Raw genomic sequence first — 19407 nt, 5'->3', positions numbered from 1 at the left:
ACCAGCCTAAGCGCCTAGTGTTTATCAACATGTCGACCTTGGCCTACGAGATCGTGGACGTCTTCACCGATCGCCCCTTCGCCGGTAACCCGCTGGCTGTGGTGTTCGGTGCGGAGGCGCTGGCCACCGAGCAGATGCAGGCGCTCGCGTTGGAGTTCAACCTGTCCGAGACGGTGTTCGTGCTGCCGCCGACCCAGGTCGGCGTCACCTACCGGGCCAGGATCTTCACCCCGGTGGAGGAGTTGCCGTTCGCCGGGCACCCCAGTGTCGGCGCGGCGGTCACCGCCTGCCGGCGGGGCATGTTCGGTGTGGGGCAGGTCACCCAGGAGTGCCGGGCCGGTGTGCTGCCGATCGAGGTGACCGCGTCCGGGGCGACGCTGACCGGTGGCGCCCCGACGCTCGGGCCGGAGCTGGACCCGGAGCCGTTGCTGGAGATCGCCGGCCTGGTCGCCGAGGATCACATCGGGCCCGCCCCACGGGTCGCCGGCTGCGGGCTGGAGTTCCCGTTCCTGCCGGTACGGCCGGAGTCGGTGGCCCGCGCGCAGGTGAATGCCACGGCGGCGCAGCGGTACGGGGTTTCGCACGTCAGCGTCTTCTCCTGGGACGCGGCCGCGCAAACCGCGCACGCCCGGGTCTTCGTGCCGGGAATCGGCGTTCCGGAGGACCCGGCGACCGGTTCGGCGGCCCTCGGCCTCGGTGTCTGGCTGGTCGCGAGCGGTCTGCTGCCCGGTGAGGGTCGGTCCGAGTACGCGGTTCGTCAGGGCGTGGAGATGAACCGTCCGTCCGCGTTGGCCTGCACGGTCACCGCGGCGAACGGGGCGGCGGTCGGCGCGACCGTCGCCGGCCAGGTGGTGCCGGTGGCTCGCGGCGAGATCGCCGTGCCACCGTTCGTGGGCTGAGCGGAGGCGCCGATGCGGGAGGATGCGGGTGTGACGGACGAGACCGCCCCCGGGGGCACCCCACTGGTCGACGAGGCGATGAAGAAGGCCGCCGTGGCCTGGGTCAGCGTTGCGGGTGGGCCGGCGCTTGCGCTCTGGTGCGCCCCGCTGGAAGGCGCGCTGCTGGTGGTCAGTGGGCCGGGCGAGCAGGCCGCACCGGGTCTGGCCGACGCGACCGAGGCCCAGGTCACCCTGCGCGGCGACCACGGCGGCCGGATCGTCACCTGGCCGGCCCGGGTGAGCCGGTTGCAGCCGGGCACCGAGGCGTGGGACGTCACCGCGCCGCTGGTGGCGGCGAAGCGCCTCAACGCGCCCGGTCCGACCGCTGACCTGGTGGCCCGATGGGCCGCCGACGGATGTGCGGTGAACCGCCTCGCCCCGGCCGGTACGCCGCTGGCCGGAGCGGAGTTGCCGGCCGACGCGCAGGCCGAGCCGCCCCGGGCGACTCCGGCGGTCCGGGCCACCCGCAAGCCGTTCCGCCTGCACCGGGTCCGCCGCCGCTGATTGGTCGATCAGCCCGTCCGACCGCCGACGCCCGCCACCGCGGCGTCGGCGTCGACGAGGGCGAGCACCTCGCCCAGGGTGCCGAGGGCGGGGCCGCACCAGTCCCGGTCGGCGTTGAAGACCATGTGCGTGGCCAGATCCGGTGCGGCGAGCCGGACGGCGGTCATCCCGGCCCGCTCGGCGCCGGTCAACTCCTGGCTGCCGCCGTCACCGACGTAGAGGCAGTCGCTTGGCGCGAGCCCGAGCCGCTGGCAGGCCGTCAGGTAGAGCGTCGGATCCGGCTTGCACCGCCCGACCTGCACCGAGAAGACCCGTACGTCGAGCAGGGGGGCGACCGCGAGCTGCGGCAGGAAGGCCGGCAGTTCGTGCGTACAGTCGCTGATCACGCCGGTGCGCAGGCCGCGTTGACGCAGAGCCGCCAGCACCGGCACCGCGTCGGCCCGCAGCCAGGTGTCGGCGCGGACCGCCCGGTGCCGGGACGCCACCGCTGCCCGTACCGCGTGGTCGCTGGGGTGTACGCCGGCCTGGGCGCACACCCAGCGCAGTGTCGCCTCCGCGTCGCCGAGCCGGCCGCTGGCCCGCTCGTAGTAGGTGCGGTTCAGCACCTCGGTCAGCACCTCGGTGGGACATCCGAGCAGCTCGGCGGTGCCGACGTGCGCGACACCGCGTTGTACCGAACGGGTCAGGGTGCCGAAGAAGTCGAACAGCACCGCCTGGTAGCTGGGCATGGGAGAGCGCCTCCGGGCGGTCGAGGGTCGCCGGCGCGGAACCGCGTGATCGTAACGGAGTGATGACCCTCCGTGCTGACCGTCATACGTGTGAGGATTACGTCCCGTGCCCCCACCTTCACCCCGACCGTCCCTGGATCCGCTGACCACCGGCGCGGTCGGGCTGGCAGTGGTCGCCGTGTCGTCGTCCGCGCCGCTGATCGCGTACGCCGCCGCTCCGGCGCTGGCCATCGCGTTCTGGCGCAACCTGCTCGCGGTGGCCGTCCTGAGCCCCTTCGCACTGGTCCGACGCCGCGCCGAGTTCCGGAGGCTGACAGTGGGCGCGGGCCGGCGGGAGGGCCTGTTCTGCGTTCTGTCCGGGGTCGCCCTCGCCGGGCACTTCGCGACCTGGGTGCCGAGCGCCCAGCTCACCTCGGTCGCCACGTCCACCGCCCTGGTCGCCACCCAGCCGGTCTGGCAGGGGTTGATCGCCCGCGCCCAGGGGCGTCCGCTGCCCCGGGTGGTGTGGACCGGCATCGCGGTGGCGGTCGGCGGCGCGGCGGTCGCCACCGGGGTGGACGTCGGAGTCTCCGGCCGGGCCGTCCTCGGTGACGTGCTGGCGCTGATCGGCGCCATGTTCGCCGCCGGCTACACCGCCTTCGGGGAACGGGCCCGGGTCAGCATCAGCACCACCACCTACACCACCATCTGCTACGGGATCTGCGCGCTGATCCTGCTGGCCCTGTGCCTGGTCGGCGGCGTGCGGCTGACCGGCTTCGACGGGCGTACCTGGCTGGCCATCCTGGCCCTGGTGGCCGGCGCCCAACTGCTCGGGCACTCGATGTTCAACTACGCCCTGCGGAAGATCCCGGCGACCACTGTGAGCGTGCTGATCCTGCTGGAGGCGCCCGGCGCGGCAGTGCTCGGCTGGGCCTGGCTGGGGCAGGTGCCCCGCCCGTACGCGCTGCTCGGCATGGCGATGCTGCTGGCCGGCGTGGCGGTGGTGGTGCTGGGCGGCGCCCGCGCCGGCCGCCGTGCGGCCGAACCCACAGCCCTGCCCGCCGACCCGACGCCACTGTCCGACTGATCGCCCGACACGGTGCCGCCACGACGTGAGGAACATGGACGCTGGTTCCCTCCGCGAAGGGCCCGCCCGGCGTCTGTCCGGGTGAGGAGGGCGATCCGTTGACGACTGAGGACCGCACCCGGGACGGCTTCGCCGACTTCGTCCGGGCCGAGACCGCCGGGCTGACCCGGCTCGCGTACCTGCTGACCGGTGACCGGCATCATGCCGAGGACCTGGTCCAGGTGGCACTCGCTCGGGTCGCGGTGCGGTGGGAGCGGATCGCTGACCCGCGCGCCTACCTGCGCCGGGTGCTCTGCACGCAGGCGGCCAGTTGGTGGCGCTGGCGGCGGGCCCGCCCGCCGGAGCGGTTGGACGGGGCGTTGCCGGAACGTCCCGGGCCGGGTGACGACACCGATCTGCGGCTGGTGCTGTCGGCGGCGCTGGCCCGGTTGACCGCGCGGCAGCGCGCGGTCCTCGTGCTGCGCTACTACGAGGACCGCACCGAGACGGAGACGGCGCAACTGCTCGGCTGCCGGGTCGGCACCGTGAAGAGTCAGACCCGCCACGCCCTCGGTCGACTCCGTGTCCTCGCCCCCGAGTTGGCCGAACTTGTCGGCCGTGACCCGCAGGAGGTGGCCCGATGACCACTCGGCTCTCCGAAGCGCTGCGTCGCCTCGCGGACGACGTGCCGCCCGCGCGCGTACCGGCGGGGCTCTTCGACGCGGCGCGGACCCGGCACCGTCGTCGCCGGGCAGTCGTCGCCGGCGCGCTCGCCGTCCTGGTCCTGCTCCTGGGCACCGGGTACGCGCTGCACCCGGTCGCCCTGCCGCTGCCCGCCAGCCCTCGGCACGACGCCCCGGGCCTGCCCACCCGGCTCGTCGACCCGCCGCTGCGGACCGCCTCGGTGCGGGCGTCGGCGCCGGGTGCCGCCGCGATGCTCTTCGGCGGTCCCGCCGTGCGCACCAACTGGTTCGAGACCCGGATGGCCGTGGTGGCGGCCGACGACGATCGCTACCGCGTGCTGGACGGCGATCCGGCCGTCGCGGGCTTCGAGGCGATGCTCTCCCCGGACGGCCGGTATGTCTGGATGGGCGCGTCGCTGCTCGATCTCACGTCCGGAAGGACCACTACGAATCGCCCGGACGGCTATCCACTCGCCTTCGCGCCAAACGGGAAACGCCTGGTGTACGCCGATGACGACACCACGTTCACGTCCCCGAACACCTACTCCACCCCGTACGTGGGGATCTACGACCGGGATCGCGGAGCCGACGTGCTGCGGGTGCGGGTCGGCACCACCTGGGTTCCGCCGGGGCGCACGGCCGCGTTGTCGCCGGACGGCGGCGACCTCGCCCTTCAGCTCCGCGACGAGGTCTGGCTGGCCCGGGTGGACGACGCGGGCGCGGATCGGGTCGCCGAGCCGTACCGGAAGCTGCCGTTGGCGGGCGGGCGGCTCGCCGGGGCTGGGTCCTGGCTGCCGGACGGCCGTTCGGTTGCTGTCCTCGGCCGGTCCACCTGCACCGACTGCCCGGTTCCGTCCTACCGACGCACCTGGACACTGGTCCCCAGGTCCACAGTCGACGGCACTCCGCTGGCCGGCGCGGCGTTCCCGCCGCTGCGCTCCCGCTCGTTCGTGCAACTGCTCGGCTGGCGCTCGGCGGACGAGGCGGTCGCGTTGGTCGGCGTACCGGGCCCGACCGCGGTGGACAGCCCGGAGGAGCACGACGTCGCCTGGGGGCCCTATCACGAGGTCGGCACGGAGGCGGTGGAACTCGTGGTGCTACGTCGGGGGGCGACCGCGCCGGAGGTGCTCTTCCGGACGCCGGAGGGCATCACCGACCTGTCGGTCGCCGCCGACCTCGCGATCGACGGGGCGGTACGCGAATCCGGCCGCCCCCACTACGGGCCACCGCCGTTCTGGGCGCTCGCTGTGGGGTTCATCCTGGCGGTCCTGGTCACGCTGCCCGTGCTGTCGTGGCTGCGACGCCGGCGCGCTCGACGGTCAGACCGACTCCTCCGTGGCGGCTAACCTCCGTGCACCTCGATGACCCGGGTCGTCGGGGCGGCCTCGCCGAGGGCGGCACGTAGGGCCGCCCGGTCCGGGTCGGCGAGGAACGACTCGTAGCCGGCCCGTCCGGCGAACCGGATCACGTGCACCTCGGTCTGCCCGTCGGTGCCGTGCAGTCGCCGTTCCAACCGGCCGCCGTGCCGTTCCAGCAGGGCCAACACGGCGTCCTCGTAGCGCTGCCCGGCGGCCTCCGCCCCGACGGTGAACTCGACGATCGCGACGAGTGTCAGCTCATCGGCCCGGTCAGTCATCGAGACCGACCGCCTTGGCGCTCGCCGCCCACAGCCGGGCGGCGAGCTGCGGATCGGCCGCCTTCCGGAGCGGTCGACGCGGGCGTCGGTTGACGTAGTACCCCCCGTTGATCAGCCGGGAACGCTCCTGTCTGGCCAACCACACCAGGGTCTCGGCGCCCTTCTCCGGGCTGCGGAACGGCATGAGACGCATGCCGATCGCGACGATCCTGCTGTCGTTGGCGAACCGGGTACGGACCACCCCGGGGTGGAAGCTGTACGCGGCAACGTCCGGCCAGCGCCGGGCCGCCTCGGCGGTGAACAGGACGTTCGCCTGCTTGCTGGTGCCGTACGCGCCCAGCGGCCGGTAACTACGCAGTGGCTTGTTCAGGTTGTCCGGGTCCAGCGCGCCGAAGCGGTGCGCGCCGGAGGCGGTCACCACGACCCGGCCCACCCGGTCGGCCAGCAGGTTGGTCAGCAGGAACGGGGCCAGGTGGTTGGCCTGGATCGACATCTCGAAACCGTCGACGGTTTTCAGTGGTTGCAGCGCGATCGCGCCGGCGTTGTTGGCGAGCACGTCGATCCGGTCGTACGCCGCCCGGAGCCGCTCGGCCAGACGGCGTACGTCGTCGAGGATCGCGAAGTCGGCCCGGAACAGCTCCGGACGTTCGCCGGAGGTCTCCCGAACCCGTTCGGCCGCGGCCTGCAGGCGGGCCGGGTCCCGCCCGACCAGCACCACCTGGTCGCCCCGGCAGGCCAGGTGCACGGCAGCGGCCAGCCCGATGCCGGAGCTGGCCCCGGTCACCACCACCAGCCGGCGCCCAGTGAGATCTTCCACAGGTCCATTCACCCCGGTCATGGCGCGAGGTTACCGTGGCGTCACAACGCCCTTTGGGATCGTTAAGGTCTCGGATCTGTCGTCAGGTGGCGTCGGCATGCCCGCCGGACGCTGGAAGGAGCGCATCCCATGGCCGCAGTCGGTCGCCCCCGCAGGTCCTGCCTCGCCGTGCCGGGTTCCAGCGTGAAGATGCTCGGCAAGGCCCAGGGCCTCCCGGCCGACCAGGTCTTCCTCGACCTGGAGGACGCCGTCGCCCCACTGGCCAAGCCGGACGCGCGCAAGAACATCGTGGCCGCCCTCAACGAGGGCGACTGGGCCGGCAAGACCCGGGTGGTCCGGGTCAACGACCTGACCACCCCGTGGACCTACCGGGACGTCATCGAGGTCGTCGAGGGCGCCGGCGCCAACCTGGACTGCATCATGCTGCCGAAGGTGCAGACCGCCGCGCAGGTGCAGTGGCTGGACCTGACGCTCACCCAGATCGAGAAGACGATCGGCCTGGAGGTCGGCCGGATCGGCATCGAGGCGCAGATCGAGAACGCCGCCGGTCTGGTCAACGTGGACGCGATCGCCGCCGCCTCGCCGCGCGTGGAGACCATCATCTTCGGCCCGGCCGACTTCATGGCGTCGATCAACATGAAGTCGATGGTGGTCGGCGGCCTGATCCCCGACTACCCGGGCGACCCGTACCACTACATCCTCATGCGGATCCTGATGGCCGCGCGCATGCACGACAAGCAGGCCATCGACGGCCCGTTCCTGCAGATCCGCGACGTCGACGCGTTCCGCGAGGTGGCCAAGCGCTCGGCCGCGCTGGGCTTCGACGGCAAGTGGGTGCTGCACCCGGGCCAGATCGACGCCGCCAACGAGGTCTACCAGCCGGCGCAGGCCGACTACGACCACGCCGAGTTGATCCTCGACGCGTACGAGCACTACACCTCGGAGGCCGGCGGCCGGCTCGGCGCCGTGATGCTCGGCGACGAGATGATCGACGAAGCGTCCCGCAAGATGGCGCTGGTGGTCGCCGCGAAGGGCCGGGCCGCCGGGATGAGCCGTACCTCGTCGTTCACCCCACCGGAGCAGTGACGGGCCGGGCCGGGACGACCGCCGCCGGCTGTCGAACCGGCCCGACAATCGCCGGTACGCCGGCCCGCCCGCTGGTCAGTAGCTGCTGCTGTCGTTGCTCGTCGCGATCGCGTAGACGATCGCGGCAACGTAGAAGAGGATCACCAACACCAGGAACCCGGTGAGGATCCAGCCGACGATGATGGCGGCCTTCGCCATCCCCGCACCGCCCTCACCGCTGAGCCGGATCTGCTTCTGCGCGACGTGCCCGAGGATCGCGCCGATCGGCGCGGTGATGCAGGACGTGAAACCGATCAGGGCCAGCACGAACGCCGCGATGGCCATCCCGTTGGTCTTCGGCGGCTGCGGGTAGCCGTAGCCGGGGTACTGCGGCGGGTAACCGGGCGCGTATCCGGGCGGCGCGTATCCGGGCATCGGCTGGGTCGCCGGCTGCTTCGCGCCGGCGTACGGGTCGACCGGGGCGTACGGGTCCGGGGCGTACGGGCTGGGCGCGTACGGGTCGACCGGGCCAGGTTGCGCGGGCACCGGCTGACCGGCCACCAGGGTCGGATCCGGTGCGGGGCTCGACGGCTGGGCCGACCACGTGGGGTCGCTCCAGTTGCCGGGCGGCGGGGGATTGGTCATACAAACTCTCCGTCAGGTTGGGGTGCGCAGACAGGGTAGCCAGCGCTGCCCAAACCCGACGCCCCCGCTTCCGGGTGCCGCGTTGCTCGGGCCGGTCGTAACGGGCAGGATCCCTGACATGGCATACGACGCGCGCGCCGCGGACCGCTCCGGCAGTCGACCCCGACGGGACGTCAGCCGCCCGGGTGCGGCCCGGCGCGCCCGGACGGCCGCCCCGGCGGGCAGCCCCGGCCCCGACGAGCCGGTCGCGCTCACCGACCCGGTCACCATGCGCCTCGACGGGCGGGTCGCCCTGGTCACCGGGGCGGGCAGCCCGGACGGCATCGGGTACGCCACCGCCCGCCGACTCGCCGACCTGGGCGCGCGGGTGGCCATCGTCTCCACCACCCGACGCATCCACGAGCGGGCGACCGAGCTGGGGGTGACCGGTTTCGTCGCCGACCTGACCGACGAGTCCGAGGTCGGCGCGTTGGCCGATGCCGTCGCCGAGCAGTTGGGCGACGTCGAGGTGCTGGTCAACAACGCCGGCCTGGCCAGTCGCGCCAGCCAGGGGGTGCTGCGGCCGGTAGCGCAGCTGACCTACGACGAGTGGCGCGGCGAGATCGACCGCAACCTCTCCACCGCGTTCCTGTGCAGCCGGGCGTTCATCGGGGGGATGGCCGAGCGGGGTTGGGGTCGGATCGTCAACCTGGCGGCCACGGCCGGCCCGGTCAACGCCCTGCCCACCGAGGCCGCGTACGCCGCGGCGAAGGCCGGGGTCGTCGGGCTGACCCGGGCCCTGGCCATGGAGATGATCGCCGACGGGGTGACCGTCAACGCGGTGGCGCCCGGCACCATCTACACCGCGGCGTCCACCATGGCCGAGATCAAGCAGGGGTTGGGCACGCCGGTGGGGCGGCCGGGCACGCCGGACGAGGTCGCCGCGGCGATCAGCTTCCTCTGCTCGCCGGCCGCCTCGTACATCACCGGGCAGATGCTCGTGGTGGACGGCGGCAACAGCGTCCGCGAGGCCCGCTTCCGCTGACCGCGACGGGCCACACCGGCCCGTTGGTCAGTAGCCGCCGCTGTCCCCGGAGTTGCCGAAGGCCACCAGTGCCAGCCAGCCACAGCAGGCCAGCACTGTGAGCCCGGTGAAGACGTAGCCCAGGATCAGCCCCCAGGTCGCGAGTTGGTCGCCCTCCTCGCCGCTGGTACGGATCTGCCGCTTGGCCACGTGACCGAGGACGGCGCCGGCCGGCGGAAAGACGAAGGCGAACACCAGCGACAGGATCGCCAGCACGTTCGTGCCCCGACCCGGCCCGGCCGGCGGTGGACCGTACTGGCCGTAGGGGCCCTGCGGGGGGTACGGCGGTTGCTGACTCCAGTGCGCCGACTGCTGTGGCCCCTGGTGGCCGTACGGCGACGGTTCGCCCTCCGGCGGTCCGTACGGTGAGCGTTCCGCTGGCAGCTCGTACGCCGGCTGGTCCGGCTGCGGCGCGTACGGTGACTGGCCGGCTGGCGGTGGCGCGTACGGCGACTGGTCCTTCGGTGGCTCGTAGGGTGACGGCGGCGGCTCGTCCTCGGGCGGTCCCGACGGCGGTGGGTAGCTCACAGCTGTCCTCCTCCTGCCGGTGCCGGAAAAGTCCCTCTTGCCGGACGCTACCCGCAGCGGTGAACCTTTTCACAGCGGTTGTGTGGACTGGTCACCTTGGCCTCCTCGACCCGAGGGGCCGATACTGACCCAGCGTTCAGTTACCCATGAGTAGTGCGCGGATCCCCGGAGGCTGAGATGGCCCGACTCGCCCAGACGCCCGGCCTGACCGATGTGCAACAGTCGATCCTGGAGACCGTTCGGGACTTCGCCGACAAGGAGATCATCCCGCACGCGCAGCGGCTGGAGCACGCCGACGAGTACCCCACCGACATCCTCGACGGCATGCGCGAGATGGGGCTGTTCGGCCTCACCATCGACGAGGAGCACGGCGGCCTCGGCGAATCACTGCTCACCTACGCGCTGGTGGTGGAGCAGTTGTCCCGCGGCTGGATGTCGATCTCCGGCATCGTCAACACCCACTTCATCGTGGCGTACCTGATCTCCCAGCACGGCTCCGCCGAGCAGAAGGCCCGGCTGCTGCCGAAGATGGCCACCGGTGAGGTGCGGGGAGCGTTCTCCATGTCCGAGCCGGAGACCGGCTCCGACGTCTCGGCGATCAAGTCCAGGGCCGTCCGCGACGGCGACCGGTACGTGCTCAACGGGCAGAAGATGTGGCTCACCAACGGGGCCTACTCCTCGGTGGTGGCCACCCTGGTCAAGACCGACACCGGCGCGGAGTCCGTCTACGGCAACATGAGCACCTTTTTGCTGGAGAAGGAGCCGGGCTTCGGCGAGACCGCCCCCGGCCTCACCATCCCCGGCAAGATCGAGAAAATGGGCTACAAGGGCGTCGAGACCACCGAGATGGTGCTCGACGGCGTCACGGTGCCCGACTCCGCGATCCTCGGCGGCGCCGACCAGGTGGGTCGCGGCTTCTACCAGATGATGGACGGCATCGAGGTGGGCCGGGTCAACGTGGCCGCCCGCGCCTGCGGCATCTCCATCCGCGCCTTCGAGCTGGCGGTGAGCTACGCCCAGCAGCGCAAGACCTTCGGCCAGCCTCTCGCCAAGCACCAGGCGATCGCCTTCAAGCTCGCCGAGATGGGCACGAAGATCGAGGCCGCGCACGCCCTCATGGTCAACGCCGCCCGGCTCAAGGACGCCGGCCAGCGCAACGACGTGGAGGCCGGGATGGCCAAGCTGCTCGCCTCCGAATACTGCGCCGAGGTCGTCCAGGAGGCGTTCCGCATCCACGGCGGCTACGGCTACTCCAAGGAGTACGAGATCGAGCGGCTGATGCGGGAGGCCCCGTTCCTGCTCATCGGCGAGGGCACTTCAGAGATCCAGAAGACCATCATCTCCCGAGGCCTCCTCAAGCAATACAAGCTCTAACCCCGCCCGCCCCGCCCGCCCCGCCCTCACCCAACCCAGACCCCCGCGATCTTGCACTTTCGGTTGCCCTTTGACCCTTGTGTCACTTATGCCGGGACAGTAAGTGCAAGATCGCGGCGATGGGTGGGGCTTCGGGTTAGGGCAGGCGGGTCAGGTTGGCGGCGGCGCGTTCGACGATGAGGCAGCGGTCTTCGACGTAGTCCATGCCGGCCTCCTCGGCGATCCGCCGCGCCTCGGCCGAGACGATGCCCAGTTGCAGCCAGACCGCGGGAGCGCCGATCGCCGCCGCGTCCCGCACCACCTGCACGGCGTCGGCCGCCGGTCGGAACACGTCCACCAGGTCGACGGGGTGCGGAATGTCGGCGAGGGTCCTGTAGGCCCGTTCCCCGAACAGTTCGTCGACAGTCGGGTTGACCGGGATGATGCGCCAGCCGTACTGCTGCATCTGCAACGGCACGCCGTGCGCGGCCTTGAACGGGTCGCGGGACGCGCCCACGACGGCGATCACGGCGGAGTCGGCGAGGATCTGCTGAGCGGTACGCACCCGCCGACTGTAGCTCCGATCAGAGCAGCGTCAGCTGCTCGGCTGACGGTGGCGGCGACTCGGGCAGGCTGCGGTTGTCGCCCCGCTCCCCGCGGTGCAACCCGTGTCGCCGAGCGGCGATCCGCACCCGTGCGGTCAACTCCCGCTGGTACGCCTGCGGCGTGTACGCGCCGGCCCGGTAGAGCTCGCGGTAGCGGGGCACGAGGTGCGGGTGCTCGCGGGCCAGCCAGTGCGCGTACCACTCCCGGGCTCCGGGACGCAGGTGCAGCGGCAGGGCGGTCACGCTCGTCGCGCCGGCGGCGGCGATGGCTGAGACGGTGGCGTCGATCGACTCGTCGCTGTCGCTGAGGCCGGGCAGGATCGGCGCCATCAGCACCCCGACGGAGAAGCCGGCGTCGGCGAGCGCCCGGACGGCGTCCAGTCGGCGGCGGGGGTGTGGTGTGCCCGGCTCGACGGTGCGCCAGAGGTGTTCGTCGACGAAACCCACCGAGAAGGAGATGCCCACCGTGGTCACCTCGGCGGCCTGACGCAGGAGTGGCAGGTCGCGCAGGATCAGCGTGCCCTTGGTGAGGATCGAGAACGGGTTGGCGAAGTCACGCAGGGCACCGATGATCTGCGGCATCAGTCGGTAGCGACCCTCGGCCCGCTGGTAGCAGTCCACGTTGGTGCCCATCGCCACGTGCGCGCCCCGCCAGCGCGGCGCGGCCAGCTCCCGCCGGACCAGCTCCCCGGCGTTGACCTTGACGATCACCTTCCGGTCGAAGTCCGCACCGGCGTCGAGATCGAGATAGGTGTGAGTATTTCTCGCGAAACAATAAATGCAGGCATGGGAGCAGCCTCGGTACGGGTTGATCGTCCATTCGAACGGGACGCGGGACTGCCCGGGCACCCGGTTGAGGATGGACTTGGCCTGCACCTCGTAGAACGTCATCCCGGCGAACTCGGGAGTGTCGAAGGTGCGGGCGACGGCGCCGGGCAGCGCCAGCGGCAGGGGTGGCGTCGCTGGCGCTGCCCGCTCGGGGTCTCCCTCAACCGGGGGAGCGGTGAGGTTGTCCCAGCGCATGGGCACTATTCGAACACGTGTACGAGACAAGCGCAAGTGACCCGCCGTACACCGGTGGGCGTCCGGGTGGTCGGAGAGGGGAGGATGGGCGCATGGAGACGTCGACCTTCGTCTACGACGGGGACTGCGCGTTCTGCACGAGCTGTGCGGAGTTCATCGAGCGCCGCATCCCCACCGCCGCACGCGTGGTGCCCTGGCAGTTCGCCGACCTGGACGCGCTCGGCCTCAGCGTGGCCGAGTGCGAGGAGGCCGTGCAGTGGGTCGGCGCGGACGGCTCACGCGCGGCCGGTCCGGACGCCATCGCGAAGCTGCTCGCCGCGAGTGGTCCGCTCTGGCGGGTCGCCGGGGCCGGCCTGCGGATTCCTCCGGTACGCGTCGCGGCCTGGCCGTTGTACCGCTGGGTGGCGCGCAACCGGCACCGACTTCCCGGTGGCACGGCGGCCTGCTCCCTGCCGCAGGAGGCCCGGGAGCGGCTCTACGGGCCGGCCGGTCGCCCGACCACCGGCGCCTGATCGTCGCGTGCCGGCCCCGCGCCGGCTGTCACCGGGCCCTGGTCGGCCGGCACCGGGTCGACGTCGGCCGGTGGCGGCGCCGAGGCATCCGTCGTGGCCGCCTCGGGAGAGCCGCGGCCGACGAGCCGGCGCGCCCAGACCAGCGGGCGCACCCGCTCCAGCGGCAGGAAGCTGGTCATCGCGGCCAGGTGCGGCGCGAACGAGATCGTGATGGTCGCGATGGTGACCGCGTGGAACGAGTAGAAGAAGCCGACCATGGCGAGTCGCCAGCGGGGTGGCAGGAAGAAGACCACCGGGCTCAGCAGTTCGAACGCCACGATGCCGAACTGGGCGACGATCAGCAGGTACGGCACCTGGGCGATGAGGTCGGCCAGGTCGGTGCCGCGCCGGATGATCGCGCGGGCCAGGACCGAGCCGGTCAGCCAGTCCAGGCCGCCGAAGCGCAGCTTGGCGAAGGCGGCCAGGAAGTACGTGCAGATCACCGCGATCTGGGTGACGCGTAGGGCCCAGCCGCCGGCCTCGGTGCGGGTGGTGTCGCCGTGTCGGGCGCGGCCGGCGGTGGGCAGCACGGCCAGTGCGACGAGCAGCCCGAACCGGTCGTGGTCGACCTTCCCGTAGCTCATCGCGATGATCATCCACTCCAGGTACAGCGCGCACACCGCCCAGCCGAGCAGCCGGGGCGCTCGGCCGGTGGCGGCGAGGAGGGCGAGCAGCAGCAACGCCCAGAAGATCACCGTCACCAGCGTCTCGGTTGGCGTCGGCAGTGGGAGCAGGCGGCCGATCAGGAGTGGTTGGTACAGGTCGCCGGGCACGCTGACCCGGGTGCGTACCCAGGGGGTGAAGATCACCAGGTCGGCGGCGACGAACAGGTAGATCAGGGTGCGGAAGGCGGCCACCCGGCCCCTGGGTACGGCCTCGGTCAGCCAGCGGTTCATCGGGCGGCCTGCCAGCTCACGACGGTCTGGTCGGTGTGCTGGCCGGTCGGTCGGCCGGCGCGGATGCCGTGCCAGCGGATGACGATGCGGACCTCGACCAGCGCGGGGGCGTCCGGGTGGCGTTCGGCGTACGCGTCGGCGACCTCGGTGAGCAGCGTCGGATCGGCGGCGTATCGGGCCTGCTGGCCCTCGATCTCGGCGCGGCGGATGCCTGTCGCGTTCTGGTCGAGGTCGATCACCGCCCCGGAGCTGTTCACCCCCTCGACGCGGGTGTCAGGGGCGGGTGCGTTCGGCGGGTTGGAGGTGGAGTACATCCGGAACGGGCCGAACGGGAAATCGTCGTCGCTGCCCCAGAAGGTGCCGACGACGAGCAGGACGAGGCCGAGTGCGGTCGCGCCCAGCCGGGTCACGCGCCCGCGGGTGGTCAGATTCTCCATCGGGTCGTGACGATACGGGATGTACCGACGGCCTCGGGTCCCTCCGATGGCCAGTTCGGCCCGACCAGGCAGGTGATCATGGGTGGAGTCGGCGGGTACGACGAAGGCCGGGCCCGTACCGGGCCCGGCCTCGCGTGTCGTCGTGGGGACGACTCAGTGGTTGTGCTCGGCCAGCTGCTTGCGGACGTCGTCCATGTCCAGCGCCTCGACCTGCTCGATCAGGTTCTCCAGCGCGGACTCGGGAAGGGCGCCCGGCTGGGCGAAGACGATGACGCCGTCGCGGATCGCCATGATCGTCGGGATCGAGCGAATGTCGAACTTGGCGCCCAGCTCCTGCTGAGCTTCCGTGTCGACCTTGCCGAAGACGATGTTCTGGTGCTTCTCCGAGGAGCGCTCGTAGACCGGGGCGAACCGCTTGCACGGACCACACCAGTCGGCCCAGAAGTCGACCAGGACGATGCCGTCGTTGCCGGTCACCTCGTCGAAGTTCGTCGAGGTCAGCTCAACGGTTGCCATTGCACTCTCCGATCACCGCGGTTTATCTACGTCCCGTAGAACCAGGGCTGACCGTATCGAATTCCCGGGGGGTGGGGCACGAAACGTGCCCGGGGCTGCCGGGGGGTGCCGACGGTCATCGACAAGCATCTGTTCACACCCGACCTGCGGAACGCAAGTGCATGACGCACTTGCGTGACCTGCGGTGATGGGAGCGTTTCCAGGGAGATCCACGCGATTGAGCACTACGAATCGGTAACTTGGGCCTTGACAAGGAGGTATCCGGCCTGCAGAGATCGCTGATCAACCTCCGCTTCGTCACTCACAGTAGTGTTACAAAAAGATAAATGTGATCGCGACCTCTGTTGAAGCTACGCACCCGTAGGGCAGAATTCCTCACATCAGAGCGTGGGCGGCGGGTGCCGGGGAGGGCCCCGCCGCTCATTGCGTCTCCCCCCAGGCGAGTGACCGGTGTGACATTTCCGCCGCCGTCGCGCCCCGCCGGTCGCCTTAACCATCGGTAAGGCATGCTGTGCCGAACTCCATCGCCGCCCGTCGAAGGGACCAGCATGCAGTTCGGTCGCTACTACGAGGAGTTCGAGGTCGGCGCGGTCTACCGGCACTGGCCGGGCAAGACCGTCACCGAGTACGACGACCACCTCTTCTGCCTGCTCACCATGAACCACCACCCGCTGCACATGGACGCGCACTACGCCGCGACGGCCAGCCAGTTCAAGCGCAACGTCGTGGTCGGCAACTACATCTACTCGCTGCTGCTCGGCATGTCGGTGCCCGATGTGAGTGGCAAGGCGATCGCCAACCTGGAGGTCGAGTCGCTGCGGCACGTCGCGCCGACCTTCCACGGCGACACGATCTACGGCGAGACCACGGTGCTGGACAAGCGAGAGTCCGGCTCGAAGCCCGACCGGGGTGTGGTGTCGGTGGAGACCCGCGGCTACAACCAGGACGGCACGATGGTCTGCGTCTTCCGACGCAAGGTCATGGTGCCCAAGCGGGAGTACGCGGCCGCCGCGGTGCCCGACGGCGTGGATCCGGAGCGGCCCAGCTTCCCCGAGCCGCGCTGACAGGTCGCGGCGGGCTGCGACCCGTCGACGAACACCGGCCTCCTTCCCCAGCGCGGGTCTGCCGGGGAAGGGGTCCGGTGCCCGCCGCGGGGCATATGCTGACGCCGGAGGTTCCGATGAGCCACTCCGTCGCGGGAGAGCCGCCCTCTGCCGGCCGCCGAGCCGCACCCTTGACCACCGCTGTCTACTCCGCCGTCGAGTGGGATCTGCTCACCAGCCTGCCCGGTCGGGTCCTCGTGGCCGCCGCGGCACCGGGGCCTGGCCGGACGGAGCGTGGAGTGATGGCCGGCCTGGCCGGTCTGGATGCCATGGCCGCGGGCCGAGCCTCCGACAGCGATCTGGTCCGGGCGGTGGTCGCCACGATCTACGCCCGCCACGACGGCGCCCCACAACCTGCCGAGCGGCTCACCGACCTGGTGGACCTGCTGGCCGCCTGCCGGGCGGCGAGCCGGGTCCTCCGGCGGCGGGCCGACCCCGCCGACTCGGCCGCGTACCGCCAGTGGGTGCAGTCGGTCGCGGCCCGGGTCTGTCGCTCGGTGCCCGGCACCGGCACGCGCCGGGTGGACCCACCGGCCAGCCCGGCGGACCGGCGCTTCCTGGACCGGCTCGGTGCCGCCCTCGACCTGGGCTGACCGGCAGGTCGGCGTGGCCGACGCCGACGCGGTCCGTACCCTCTGATGACCGTGACCGACGACCAGCTTGAGGTGGGCGTGGGCCCCTGGCCGGGGGACCCGCCGGACGACAGCCGCTACGACCCGCAACTGCTCGCGGAGGGGGACCGGCGCAACGTCGTCGACCGCTACCGCTACTGGCGGCACGAGGCGATCGTCGCCGACCTGGACCAGCACCGGCACGGCTTCCACGTCGCGATCGAGAACTGGCAGCACGACTTCAACATCGGCACTGTGGTGCGTAACGCGAACGCGTTCAACGCCGCCGAGGTGCACATCGTCGGACGGCGACGGTGGAACCGGCGCGGCGCGATGGTGACCGACAGGTACCAGCACGTACGGCACCACGAGACGATCGAGGAGTTCGTCGCCTGGGCGGCCGAGCGGCAACTGCCGGTGTTCGGCATCGACAACCTGCCCGGGTCGCGTCCGCTGGAGACCGGCACCCTGCCGCGGGACTGCGTGCTGCTGTTCGGCCAGGAGGGACCCGGTCTCTCCGCGCCGGCCCGTGCCGCCTGCCACCAGCTCTACTCCATCGCCCAGTACGGCTCGACGAGGTCGATCAACGCGGGCGTGGCCAGCGGAATCGCCATGCACGCCTGGATCCGCGCGCACGCCGGTACGCCGCCGGACTGACCCACGTACGGTGCCGAATCGGACGTTCCGGCTTGACGTGCCGGCGGTCCGGGGAGACGGTGGGGATGTGAGTGTCGCGGTGAGTTGTCCGAGATGCGGGGGCCCGGTACGGGCGCCGGATCTGATGAACACCGACTCGAGATGTGCGCGCTGCGGCCCGGTGCCGCCGTTGCACGTGCCCGAGCACATCGGAGCGGACATCGTGGCGAGCGTGGTGGAACGGATCACCGCGACCGGCGATCCACCGGTGACACCGCTGTGGTGCCCGTGGCCGCTGCCGCCCGGTTGGACACTCACCGGCGTGGCGTACGCCGGGGACGACCGCACAGGTGTGCGGGCGACAGTGGTCGCGTGCGCGGGCCCCGCGCCCCTCGGTGGGGGTCCGGCCGATCTGGTCTTCGTGGCCGAGGAACCCGGTGTCGGCCTGGGCACCCGGCTCGCCGGACTGACCGGGCCGGACCCGGGACCGGAGTTGGTGGACGCGTTGACCGACCCGGGGCCGGGTCACCCCGACCACGTCGGACAGGCGAAGATCAAGGTCGGTGGGCACCCCACTCCACTGTGGTTGGTGAATTCTCCAACGGATCGAAGCGCGTACGCCGGCGAAGCTCGGGGAATGTGGCTCCATGCGATAGCCTGGCCGGCGAGTGCGGGTCACCTGCTCGCGGAAGACGTCGTGCTACACGACCTGACCGAGTGGACTCCGCCCGAGCTCGTGTACGGCGCACCGTCCCCGTATCTACCCGGTAGAGCTTGACAACTCTTCCGGATTGACGGAGAACGGACGCAGATATTCACTGTACGACACCACACTGATACTCTGGGTGCCGCTGCGGTAATGGGACCCGGCGCCGCGCGAGAGGATGGCCCGCCATGGTCAAGAAGGTCCTCACCTGGGCCGGAATCGCATTCTTGATCTTCTTCGTCGCCTATCGACCAAACTCGGCGGCGGACGTGTTCAAGTCGCTCGGCGGCGGGATCATGGATATCGCCCAGGGGTTTGGCGACTTCTTCACCAGCCTCGTCGCCTAGCCGCCGATGGGCAGCCCCTCCGGTCCACCCTTCGACCCGGACGACCCCGACCGGGAACGTCGCGAGCGCGACACCGAGCCGATCCCGCGGATCGGGCCTGATGACGGCCCGGGCTACGGGGCCGGCCCCGGCCTGTCCGACGGTCCGTCCCTTTCGGACGACGTCGGCTATGGCGACGGGCCCGGCTATGCCGGCCAGGGTCGTTCCGGTCGGGGGTGGATCCGAGATCCGGAGGCCAGCTACCAGCCGCCGCAGATCTCCGAGGACGAGCTGGCCGGGTTGCGTGCCGACGCGACCGGGTCGACCCCTCGGCGGGTGCTGCCGCTGGAAGACGAGCCCAGTTCGCTGGTGGCTCGCTACCTCTTCCCCACCGAGCGCTACCGGGGCGAGTGGAAGCGACACTGGATCCACCTCAGCAACCCGCTGTTGATCGGCGTCGCGGCGACCTTCGTGCTCGGCTATCTCTCCGGCTTCCTCGCCGGTCAGGACGTCGGCGCGTTGACCACCATCGCCGTGCTGCTGTGGTTCGCGGTGATGGGCTGGGTGGCGTGGAAGGTCGCCGACTGGTGGTATGACCGGTTCATCCTGACCAACAAGCGGGTCATGGTGGTCAACGGGATCGTCACCCGCAAGGTGGCGATGATGCCGCTGGTCCGGGTCACCGACATGAAGTACGAGCAGACCCCGACCGGTCGAGCGCTCAACTACGGCACCTTCGTGCTGGAGTCCGCCGGCCAGGAGCAGGCGCTTCGCGAGGTCAAGAACCTGCCCAACCCGAACGAGCTCTACCTGCGCGTCGTCGAGGAGATGTACGAGCCGCAGGCCGTCGAGGCGCGGCTCGGCAAGGAGGCCGACGAGGCCAAGGCCGACGACGGGGCGTGAAGGTTTTCGACCGAACATCGGAGCAAGTGCGCACCTTTCGTCATGGACCAGGCCGCCCCTGACGTGGCACTCTGCCAGGACGGCAGGGG

The 19407-nt window shown here is 71.2% G+C and carries 25 protein-coding genes; 15 read left to right on the top strand and 10 right to left on the bottom strand.

Annotated elements, in window-relative coordinates; translation table 11 throughout:
- The first annotated feature begins 29 nt into the window (after positions 1–29).
- Together ACGF3C_RS01060 and ACGF3C_RS01055 are read left to right on the top strand one after the other, a co-directional pair.
- Positions 30–899: a PhzF family phenazine biosynthesis protein gene (locus tag ACGF3C_RS01060; protein ID WP_357221829.1), complete on the top strand. Its 870-nt coding sequence runs from the start codon at positions 30–32 to the stop codon at positions 897–899.
- A 12-nt stretch (positions 900–911) separates the two neighbouring features.
- Positions 912–1442, top strand: a complete 531-nt coding sequence (locus ACGF3C_RS01055) for a hypothetical protein (protein ID WP_357221827.1) — start codon at positions 912–914, stop codon at positions 1440–1442.
- Positions 1443–1450: 8 nt separating this feature from the next.
- Here the strand turns inward: ACGF3C_RS01055 and ACGF3C_RS01050 are convergent, their stop codons facing one another.
- On the bottom strand, positions 1451–2170 hold the full coding sequence (locus ACGF3C_RS01050; RefSeq protein ID WP_357221825.1) for an HAD family hydrolase: 720 nt from the start codon (positions 2168–2170) through the stop codon (positions 1451–1453).
- A gap of 106 nt (positions 2171–2276) precedes the next feature.
- Here ACGF3C_RS01050 and ACGF3C_RS01045 point away from each other — a divergent pair, with 106 nt between their 5' ends.
- The 3 genes from ACGF3C_RS01045 to ACGF3C_RS01035 all read left to right on the top strand — a co-directional run bounded on the left by ACGF3C_RS01045 (position 2277) and on the right by ACGF3C_RS01035 (position 5244).
- Positions 2277–3236 carry a DMT family transporter gene (locus tag ACGF3C_RS01045; RefSeq protein ID WP_393217600.1) on the top strand — a complete coding sequence of 320 codons (960 nt, stop codon included), beginning with the start codon at positions 2277–2279 and terminating at the stop codon, positions 3234–3236.
- A gap of 98 nt (positions 3237–3334) precedes the next feature.
- Positions 3335–3859 carry a SigE family RNA polymerase sigma factor gene (locus ACGF3C_RS01040; RefSeq protein WP_393217598.1) on the top strand — a complete coding sequence of 175 codons (525 nt, stop codon included), beginning with the start codon at positions 3335–3337 and terminating at the stop codon, positions 3857–3859.
- On the top strand, positions 3856–5244 hold the full coding sequence (locus ACGF3C_RS01035) for a hypothetical protein (protein WP_393217596.1): 1389 nt from the start codon (positions 3856–3858) through the stop codon (positions 5242–5244). Before ACGF3C_RS01040 ends, ACGF3C_RS01035 begins: the two co-directional genes overlap by 4 nt.
- Here the strand turns inward: ACGF3C_RS01035 and ACGF3C_RS01030 are convergent.
- Both ACGF3C_RS01030 and ACGF3C_RS01025 read right to left on the bottom strand, forming a co-directional pair.
- Entirely contained in the window at positions 5241–5534 is a 294-nt protein-coding gene (locus ACGF3C_RS01030; RefSeq protein WP_357224499.1) for a hypothetical protein, read from the bottom strand. The genes ACGF3C_RS01035 and ACGF3C_RS01030 overlap by 4 nt on opposite strands.
- A complete protein-coding gene (locus ACGF3C_RS01025) occupies positions 5527–6351 on the bottom strand; it encodes an SDR family NAD(P)-dependent oxidoreductase (protein ID WP_357224512.1) in 825 nt (274 codons plus the stop codon). The genes ACGF3C_RS01030 and ACGF3C_RS01025 overlap by 8 nt, the downstream gene beginning before the upstream one ends.
- 129 nt (positions 6352–6480) lie before the next feature.
- On the opposite strand from ACGF3C_RS01025, the gene ACGF3C_RS01020 reads away from it, so the two are divergent.
- Positions 6481–7437: a CoA ester lyase gene (locus ACGF3C_RS01020; protein WP_238680411.1), complete on the top strand. Its 957-nt coding sequence runs from the start codon at positions 6481–6483 to the stop codon at positions 7435–7437.
- Between the two features lie 75 nt (positions 7438–7512).
- On the opposite strand, the gene ACGF3C_RS01015 is transcribed toward ACGF3C_RS01020, so the two are convergent.
- Positions 7513–8061, bottom strand: coding sequence for a DUF4190 domain-containing protein (locus tag ACGF3C_RS01015; protein ID WP_393217593.1), 549 nt, complete (start codon positions 8059–8061; stop codon positions 7513–7515).
- Between the two features lie 118 nt (positions 8062–8179).
- Between ACGF3C_RS01015 and ACGF3C_RS01010 the strand changes: the two genes are divergently transcribed.
- Positions 8180–9085: an SDR family NAD(P)-dependent oxidoreductase gene (locus ACGF3C_RS01010; RefSeq protein WP_091394758.1), complete on the top strand. Its 906-nt coding sequence runs from the start codon at positions 8180–8182 to the stop codon at positions 9083–9085.
- A 27-nt stretch (positions 9086–9112) separates the two neighbouring features.
- On the opposite strand, the gene ACGF3C_RS01005 is transcribed toward ACGF3C_RS01010, so the two are convergent.
- The gene (locus tag ACGF3C_RS01005) at positions 9113–9652 is read right to left on the bottom strand and encodes a DUF4190 domain-containing protein (protein ID WP_357224483.1); all 540 of its coding nucleotides are present in this window, start codon (positions 9650–9652) and stop codon (positions 9113–9115) included.
- Positions 9653–9829: 177 nt separating this feature from the next.
- On the opposite strand from ACGF3C_RS01005, the gene ACGF3C_RS01000 reads away from it, so the two are divergent.
- Positions 9830–11026, top strand: a complete 1197-nt coding sequence (locus tag ACGF3C_RS01000; RefSeq protein WP_357224481.1) for an acyl-CoA dehydrogenase family protein — start codon at positions 9830–9832, stop codon at positions 11024–11026.
- Positions 11027–11162: 136 nt separating this feature from the next.
- On the opposite strand, the gene ACGF3C_RS00995 is transcribed toward ACGF3C_RS01000, so the two are convergent.
- The gene (locus tag ACGF3C_RS00995; protein WP_393217590.1) at positions 11163–11570 is read right to left on the bottom strand and encodes a CoA-binding protein; all 408 of its coding nucleotides are present in this window, start codon (positions 11568–11570) and stop codon (positions 11163–11165) included.
- A 19-nt stretch (positions 11571–11589) separates the two neighbouring features.
- Positions 11590–12633, bottom strand: a complete 1044-nt coding sequence (locus tag ACGF3C_RS00990) for an Rv2578c family radical SAM protein (RefSeq protein ID WP_393217588.1) — start codon at positions 12631–12633, stop codon at positions 11590–11592.
- A 92-nt stretch (positions 12634–12725) separates the two neighbouring features.
- Between ACGF3C_RS00990 and ACGF3C_RS00985 the strand changes: the two genes are divergently transcribed.
- Positions 12726–13145 carry a thiol-disulfide oxidoreductase DCC family protein gene (locus ACGF3C_RS00985; protein WP_112620689.1) on the top strand — a complete coding sequence of 140 codons (420 nt, stop codon included), beginning with the start codon at positions 12726–12728 and terminating at the stop codon, positions 13143–13145.
- On the opposite strand, the gene ACGF3C_RS00980 is transcribed toward ACGF3C_RS00985, so the two are convergent.
- From ACGF3C_RS00980 to trxA, 3 genes are all read right to left on the bottom strand, one after another.
- Positions 13109–14080: an HTTM domain-containing protein gene (locus ACGF3C_RS00980; RefSeq protein ID WP_357224467.1), complete on the bottom strand. Its 972-nt coding sequence runs from the start codon at positions 14078–14080 to the stop codon at positions 13109–13111. The genes ACGF3C_RS00985 and ACGF3C_RS00980 overlap by 37 nt on opposite strands.
- A complete protein-coding gene (locus ACGF3C_RS00975; protein WP_357224464.1) occupies positions 14077–14517 on the bottom strand; it encodes a hypothetical protein in 441 nt (146 codons plus the stop codon). Before ACGF3C_RS00975 ends, ACGF3C_RS00980 begins: the two co-directional genes overlap by 4 nt.
- A 153-nt stretch (positions 14518–14670) precedes the next feature.
- Positions 14671–15033: a thioredoxin gene (gene trxA, locus ACGF3C_RS00970; protein WP_007455291.1), complete on the bottom strand. Its 363-nt coding sequence runs from the start codon at positions 15031–15033 to the stop codon at positions 14671–14673.
- Between the two features lie 548 nt (positions 15034–15581).
- On the opposite strand from trxA, the gene ACGF3C_RS00965 reads away from it, so the two are divergent.
- From ACGF3C_RS00965 to ACGF3C_RS00940, 6 genes are all read left to right on the top strand, one after another.
- Complete coding sequence (locus ACGF3C_RS00965) at positions 15582–16097, top strand: MaoC family dehydratase (RefSeq protein WP_030486570.1); 516 nt, start codon at positions 15582–15584, stop codon at positions 16095–16097.
- Between the two features lie 95 nt (positions 16098–16192).
- Positions 16193–16729: a hypothetical protein gene (locus tag ACGF3C_RS00960; protein WP_357224461.1), complete on the top strand. Its 537-nt coding sequence runs from the start codon at positions 16193–16195 to the stop codon at positions 16727–16729.
- 51 nt (positions 16730–16780) lie between these two features.
- Positions 16781–17404: an RNA methyltransferase gene (locus ACGF3C_RS00955; protein ID WP_357224509.1), complete on the top strand. Its 624-nt coding sequence runs from the start codon at positions 16781–16783 to the stop codon at positions 17402–17404.
- Positions 17405–17414: 10 nt separating this feature from the next.
- The gene (locus tag ACGF3C_RS00950; protein WP_357195460.1) at positions 17415–18161 is read left to right on the top strand and encodes a DUF6758 family protein; all 747 of its coding nucleotides are present in this window, start codon (positions 17415–17417) and stop codon (positions 18159–18161) included.
- A 116-nt stretch (positions 18162–18277) separates the two neighbouring features.
- On the top strand, positions 18278–18436 hold the full coding sequence (locus tag ACGF3C_RS00945; RefSeq protein ID WP_007455302.1) for a hypothetical protein: 159 nt from the start codon (positions 18278–18280) through the stop codon (positions 18434–18436).
- A 6-nt stretch (positions 18437–18442) separates the two neighbouring features.
- Positions 18443–19318 (top strand): PH domain-containing protein, encoded by an 876-nt coding sequence (locus tag ACGF3C_RS00940; RefSeq protein WP_357195457.1) that lies wholly within the window; start codon positions 18443–18445, stop codon positions 19316–19318.
- Positions 19319–19407 lie beyond the last annotated feature (89 nt).

Origin of the sequence: Micromonospora sp. NPDC047762, assembly GCF_043204655.1 — a bacterium.
Taxonomy (GTDB): Bacteria; Actinomycetota; Actinomycetes; order Mycobacteriales; family Micromonosporaceae; genus Micromonospora.
The sequence above is the reverse complement of the archived record's forward strand: the minus strand, read 5'-3'. Positions and strand labels throughout refer to the sequence as shown.

What these genes read in the sequence shown, in the direction of transcription:
- ACGF3C_RS01060 (WP_357221829.1), top strand. Translation starts at nt 30, where the DNA reads ATGTCGACCTTGGCCTACGAGATCGTGGACGTCTTCACCGATCGCCCC.
- ACGF3C_RS01055 (WP_357221827.1), top strand. Translation starts at nt 912, where the DNA reads ATGCGGGAGGATGCGGGTGTGACGGACGAGACCGCCCCCGGGGGCACC.
- ACGF3C_RS01050 (WP_357221825.1), bottom strand. Translation starts at nt 2,170, where the DNA reads ATGCCCAGCTACCAGGCGGTGCTGTTCGACTTCTTCGGCACCCTGACC.
- ACGF3C_RS01035 (WP_393217596.1), top strand. Translation starts at nt 3,856, where the DNA reads ATGACCACTCGGCTCTCCGAAGCGCTGCGTCGCCTCGCGGACGACGTG.
- ACGF3C_RS01030 (WP_357224499.1), bottom strand. Translation starts at nt 5,534, where the DNA reads ATGACTGACCGGGCCGATGAGCTGACACTCGTCGCGATCGTCGAGTTC.
- ACGF3C_RS01020 (WP_238680411.1), top strand. Translation starts at nt 6,481, where the DNA reads ATGGCCGCAGTCGGTCGCCCCCGCAGGTCCTGCCTCGCCGTGCCGGGT.
- ACGF3C_RS01015 (WP_393217593.1), bottom strand. Translation starts at nt 8,061, where the DNA reads ATGACCAATCCCCCGCCGCCCGGCAACTGGAGCGACCCCACGTGGTCG.
- ACGF3C_RS01010 (WP_091394758.1), top strand. Translation starts at nt 8,180, where the DNA reads ATGGCATACGACGCGCGCGCCGCGGACCGCTCCGGCAGTCGACCCCGA.
- ACGF3C_RS01000 (WP_357224481.1), top strand. Translation starts at nt 9,830, where the DNA reads ATGGCCCGACTCGCCCAGACGCCCGGCCTGACCGATGTGCAACAGTCG.
- ACGF3C_RS00990 (WP_393217588.1), bottom strand. Translation starts at nt 12,633, where the DNA reads ATGCGCTGGGACAACCTCACCGCTCCCCCGGTTGAGGGAGACCCCGAG.
- ACGF3C_RS00985 (WP_112620689.1), top strand. Translation starts at nt 12,726, where the DNA reads ATGGAGACGTCGACCTTCGTCTACGACGGGGACTGCGCGTTCTGCACG.
- ACGF3C_RS00980 (WP_357224467.1), bottom strand. Translation starts at nt 14,080, where the DNA reads ATGAACCGCTGGCTGACCGAGGCCGTACCCAGGGGCCGGGTGGCCGCC.
- ACGF3C_RS00975 (WP_357224464.1), bottom strand. Translation starts at nt 14,517, where the DNA reads ATGGAGAATCTGACCACCCGCGGGCGCGTGACCCGGCTGGGCGCGACC.
- trxA (WP_007455291.1), bottom strand. Translation starts at nt 15,033, where the DNA reads ATGGCAACCGTTGAGCTGACCTCGACGAACTTCGACGAGGTGACCGGC.
- ACGF3C_RS00965 (WP_030486570.1), top strand. Translation starts at nt 15,582, where the DNA reads ATGCAGTTCGGTCGCTACTACGAGGAGTTCGAGGTCGGCGCGGTCTAC.
- ACGF3C_RS00960 (WP_357224461.1), top strand. Translation starts at nt 16,193, where the DNA reads ATGCTGACGCCGGAGGTTCCGATGAGCCACTCCGTCGCGGGAGAGCCG.
- ACGF3C_RS00945 (WP_007455302.1), top strand. Translation starts at nt 18,278, where the DNA reads ATGGTCAAGAAGGTCCTCACCTGGGCCGGAATCGCATTCTTGATCTTC.
- ACGF3C_RS00940 (WP_357195457.1), top strand. Translation starts at nt 18,443, where the DNA reads ATGGGCAGCCCCTCCGGTCCACCCTTCGACCCGGACGACCCCGACCGG.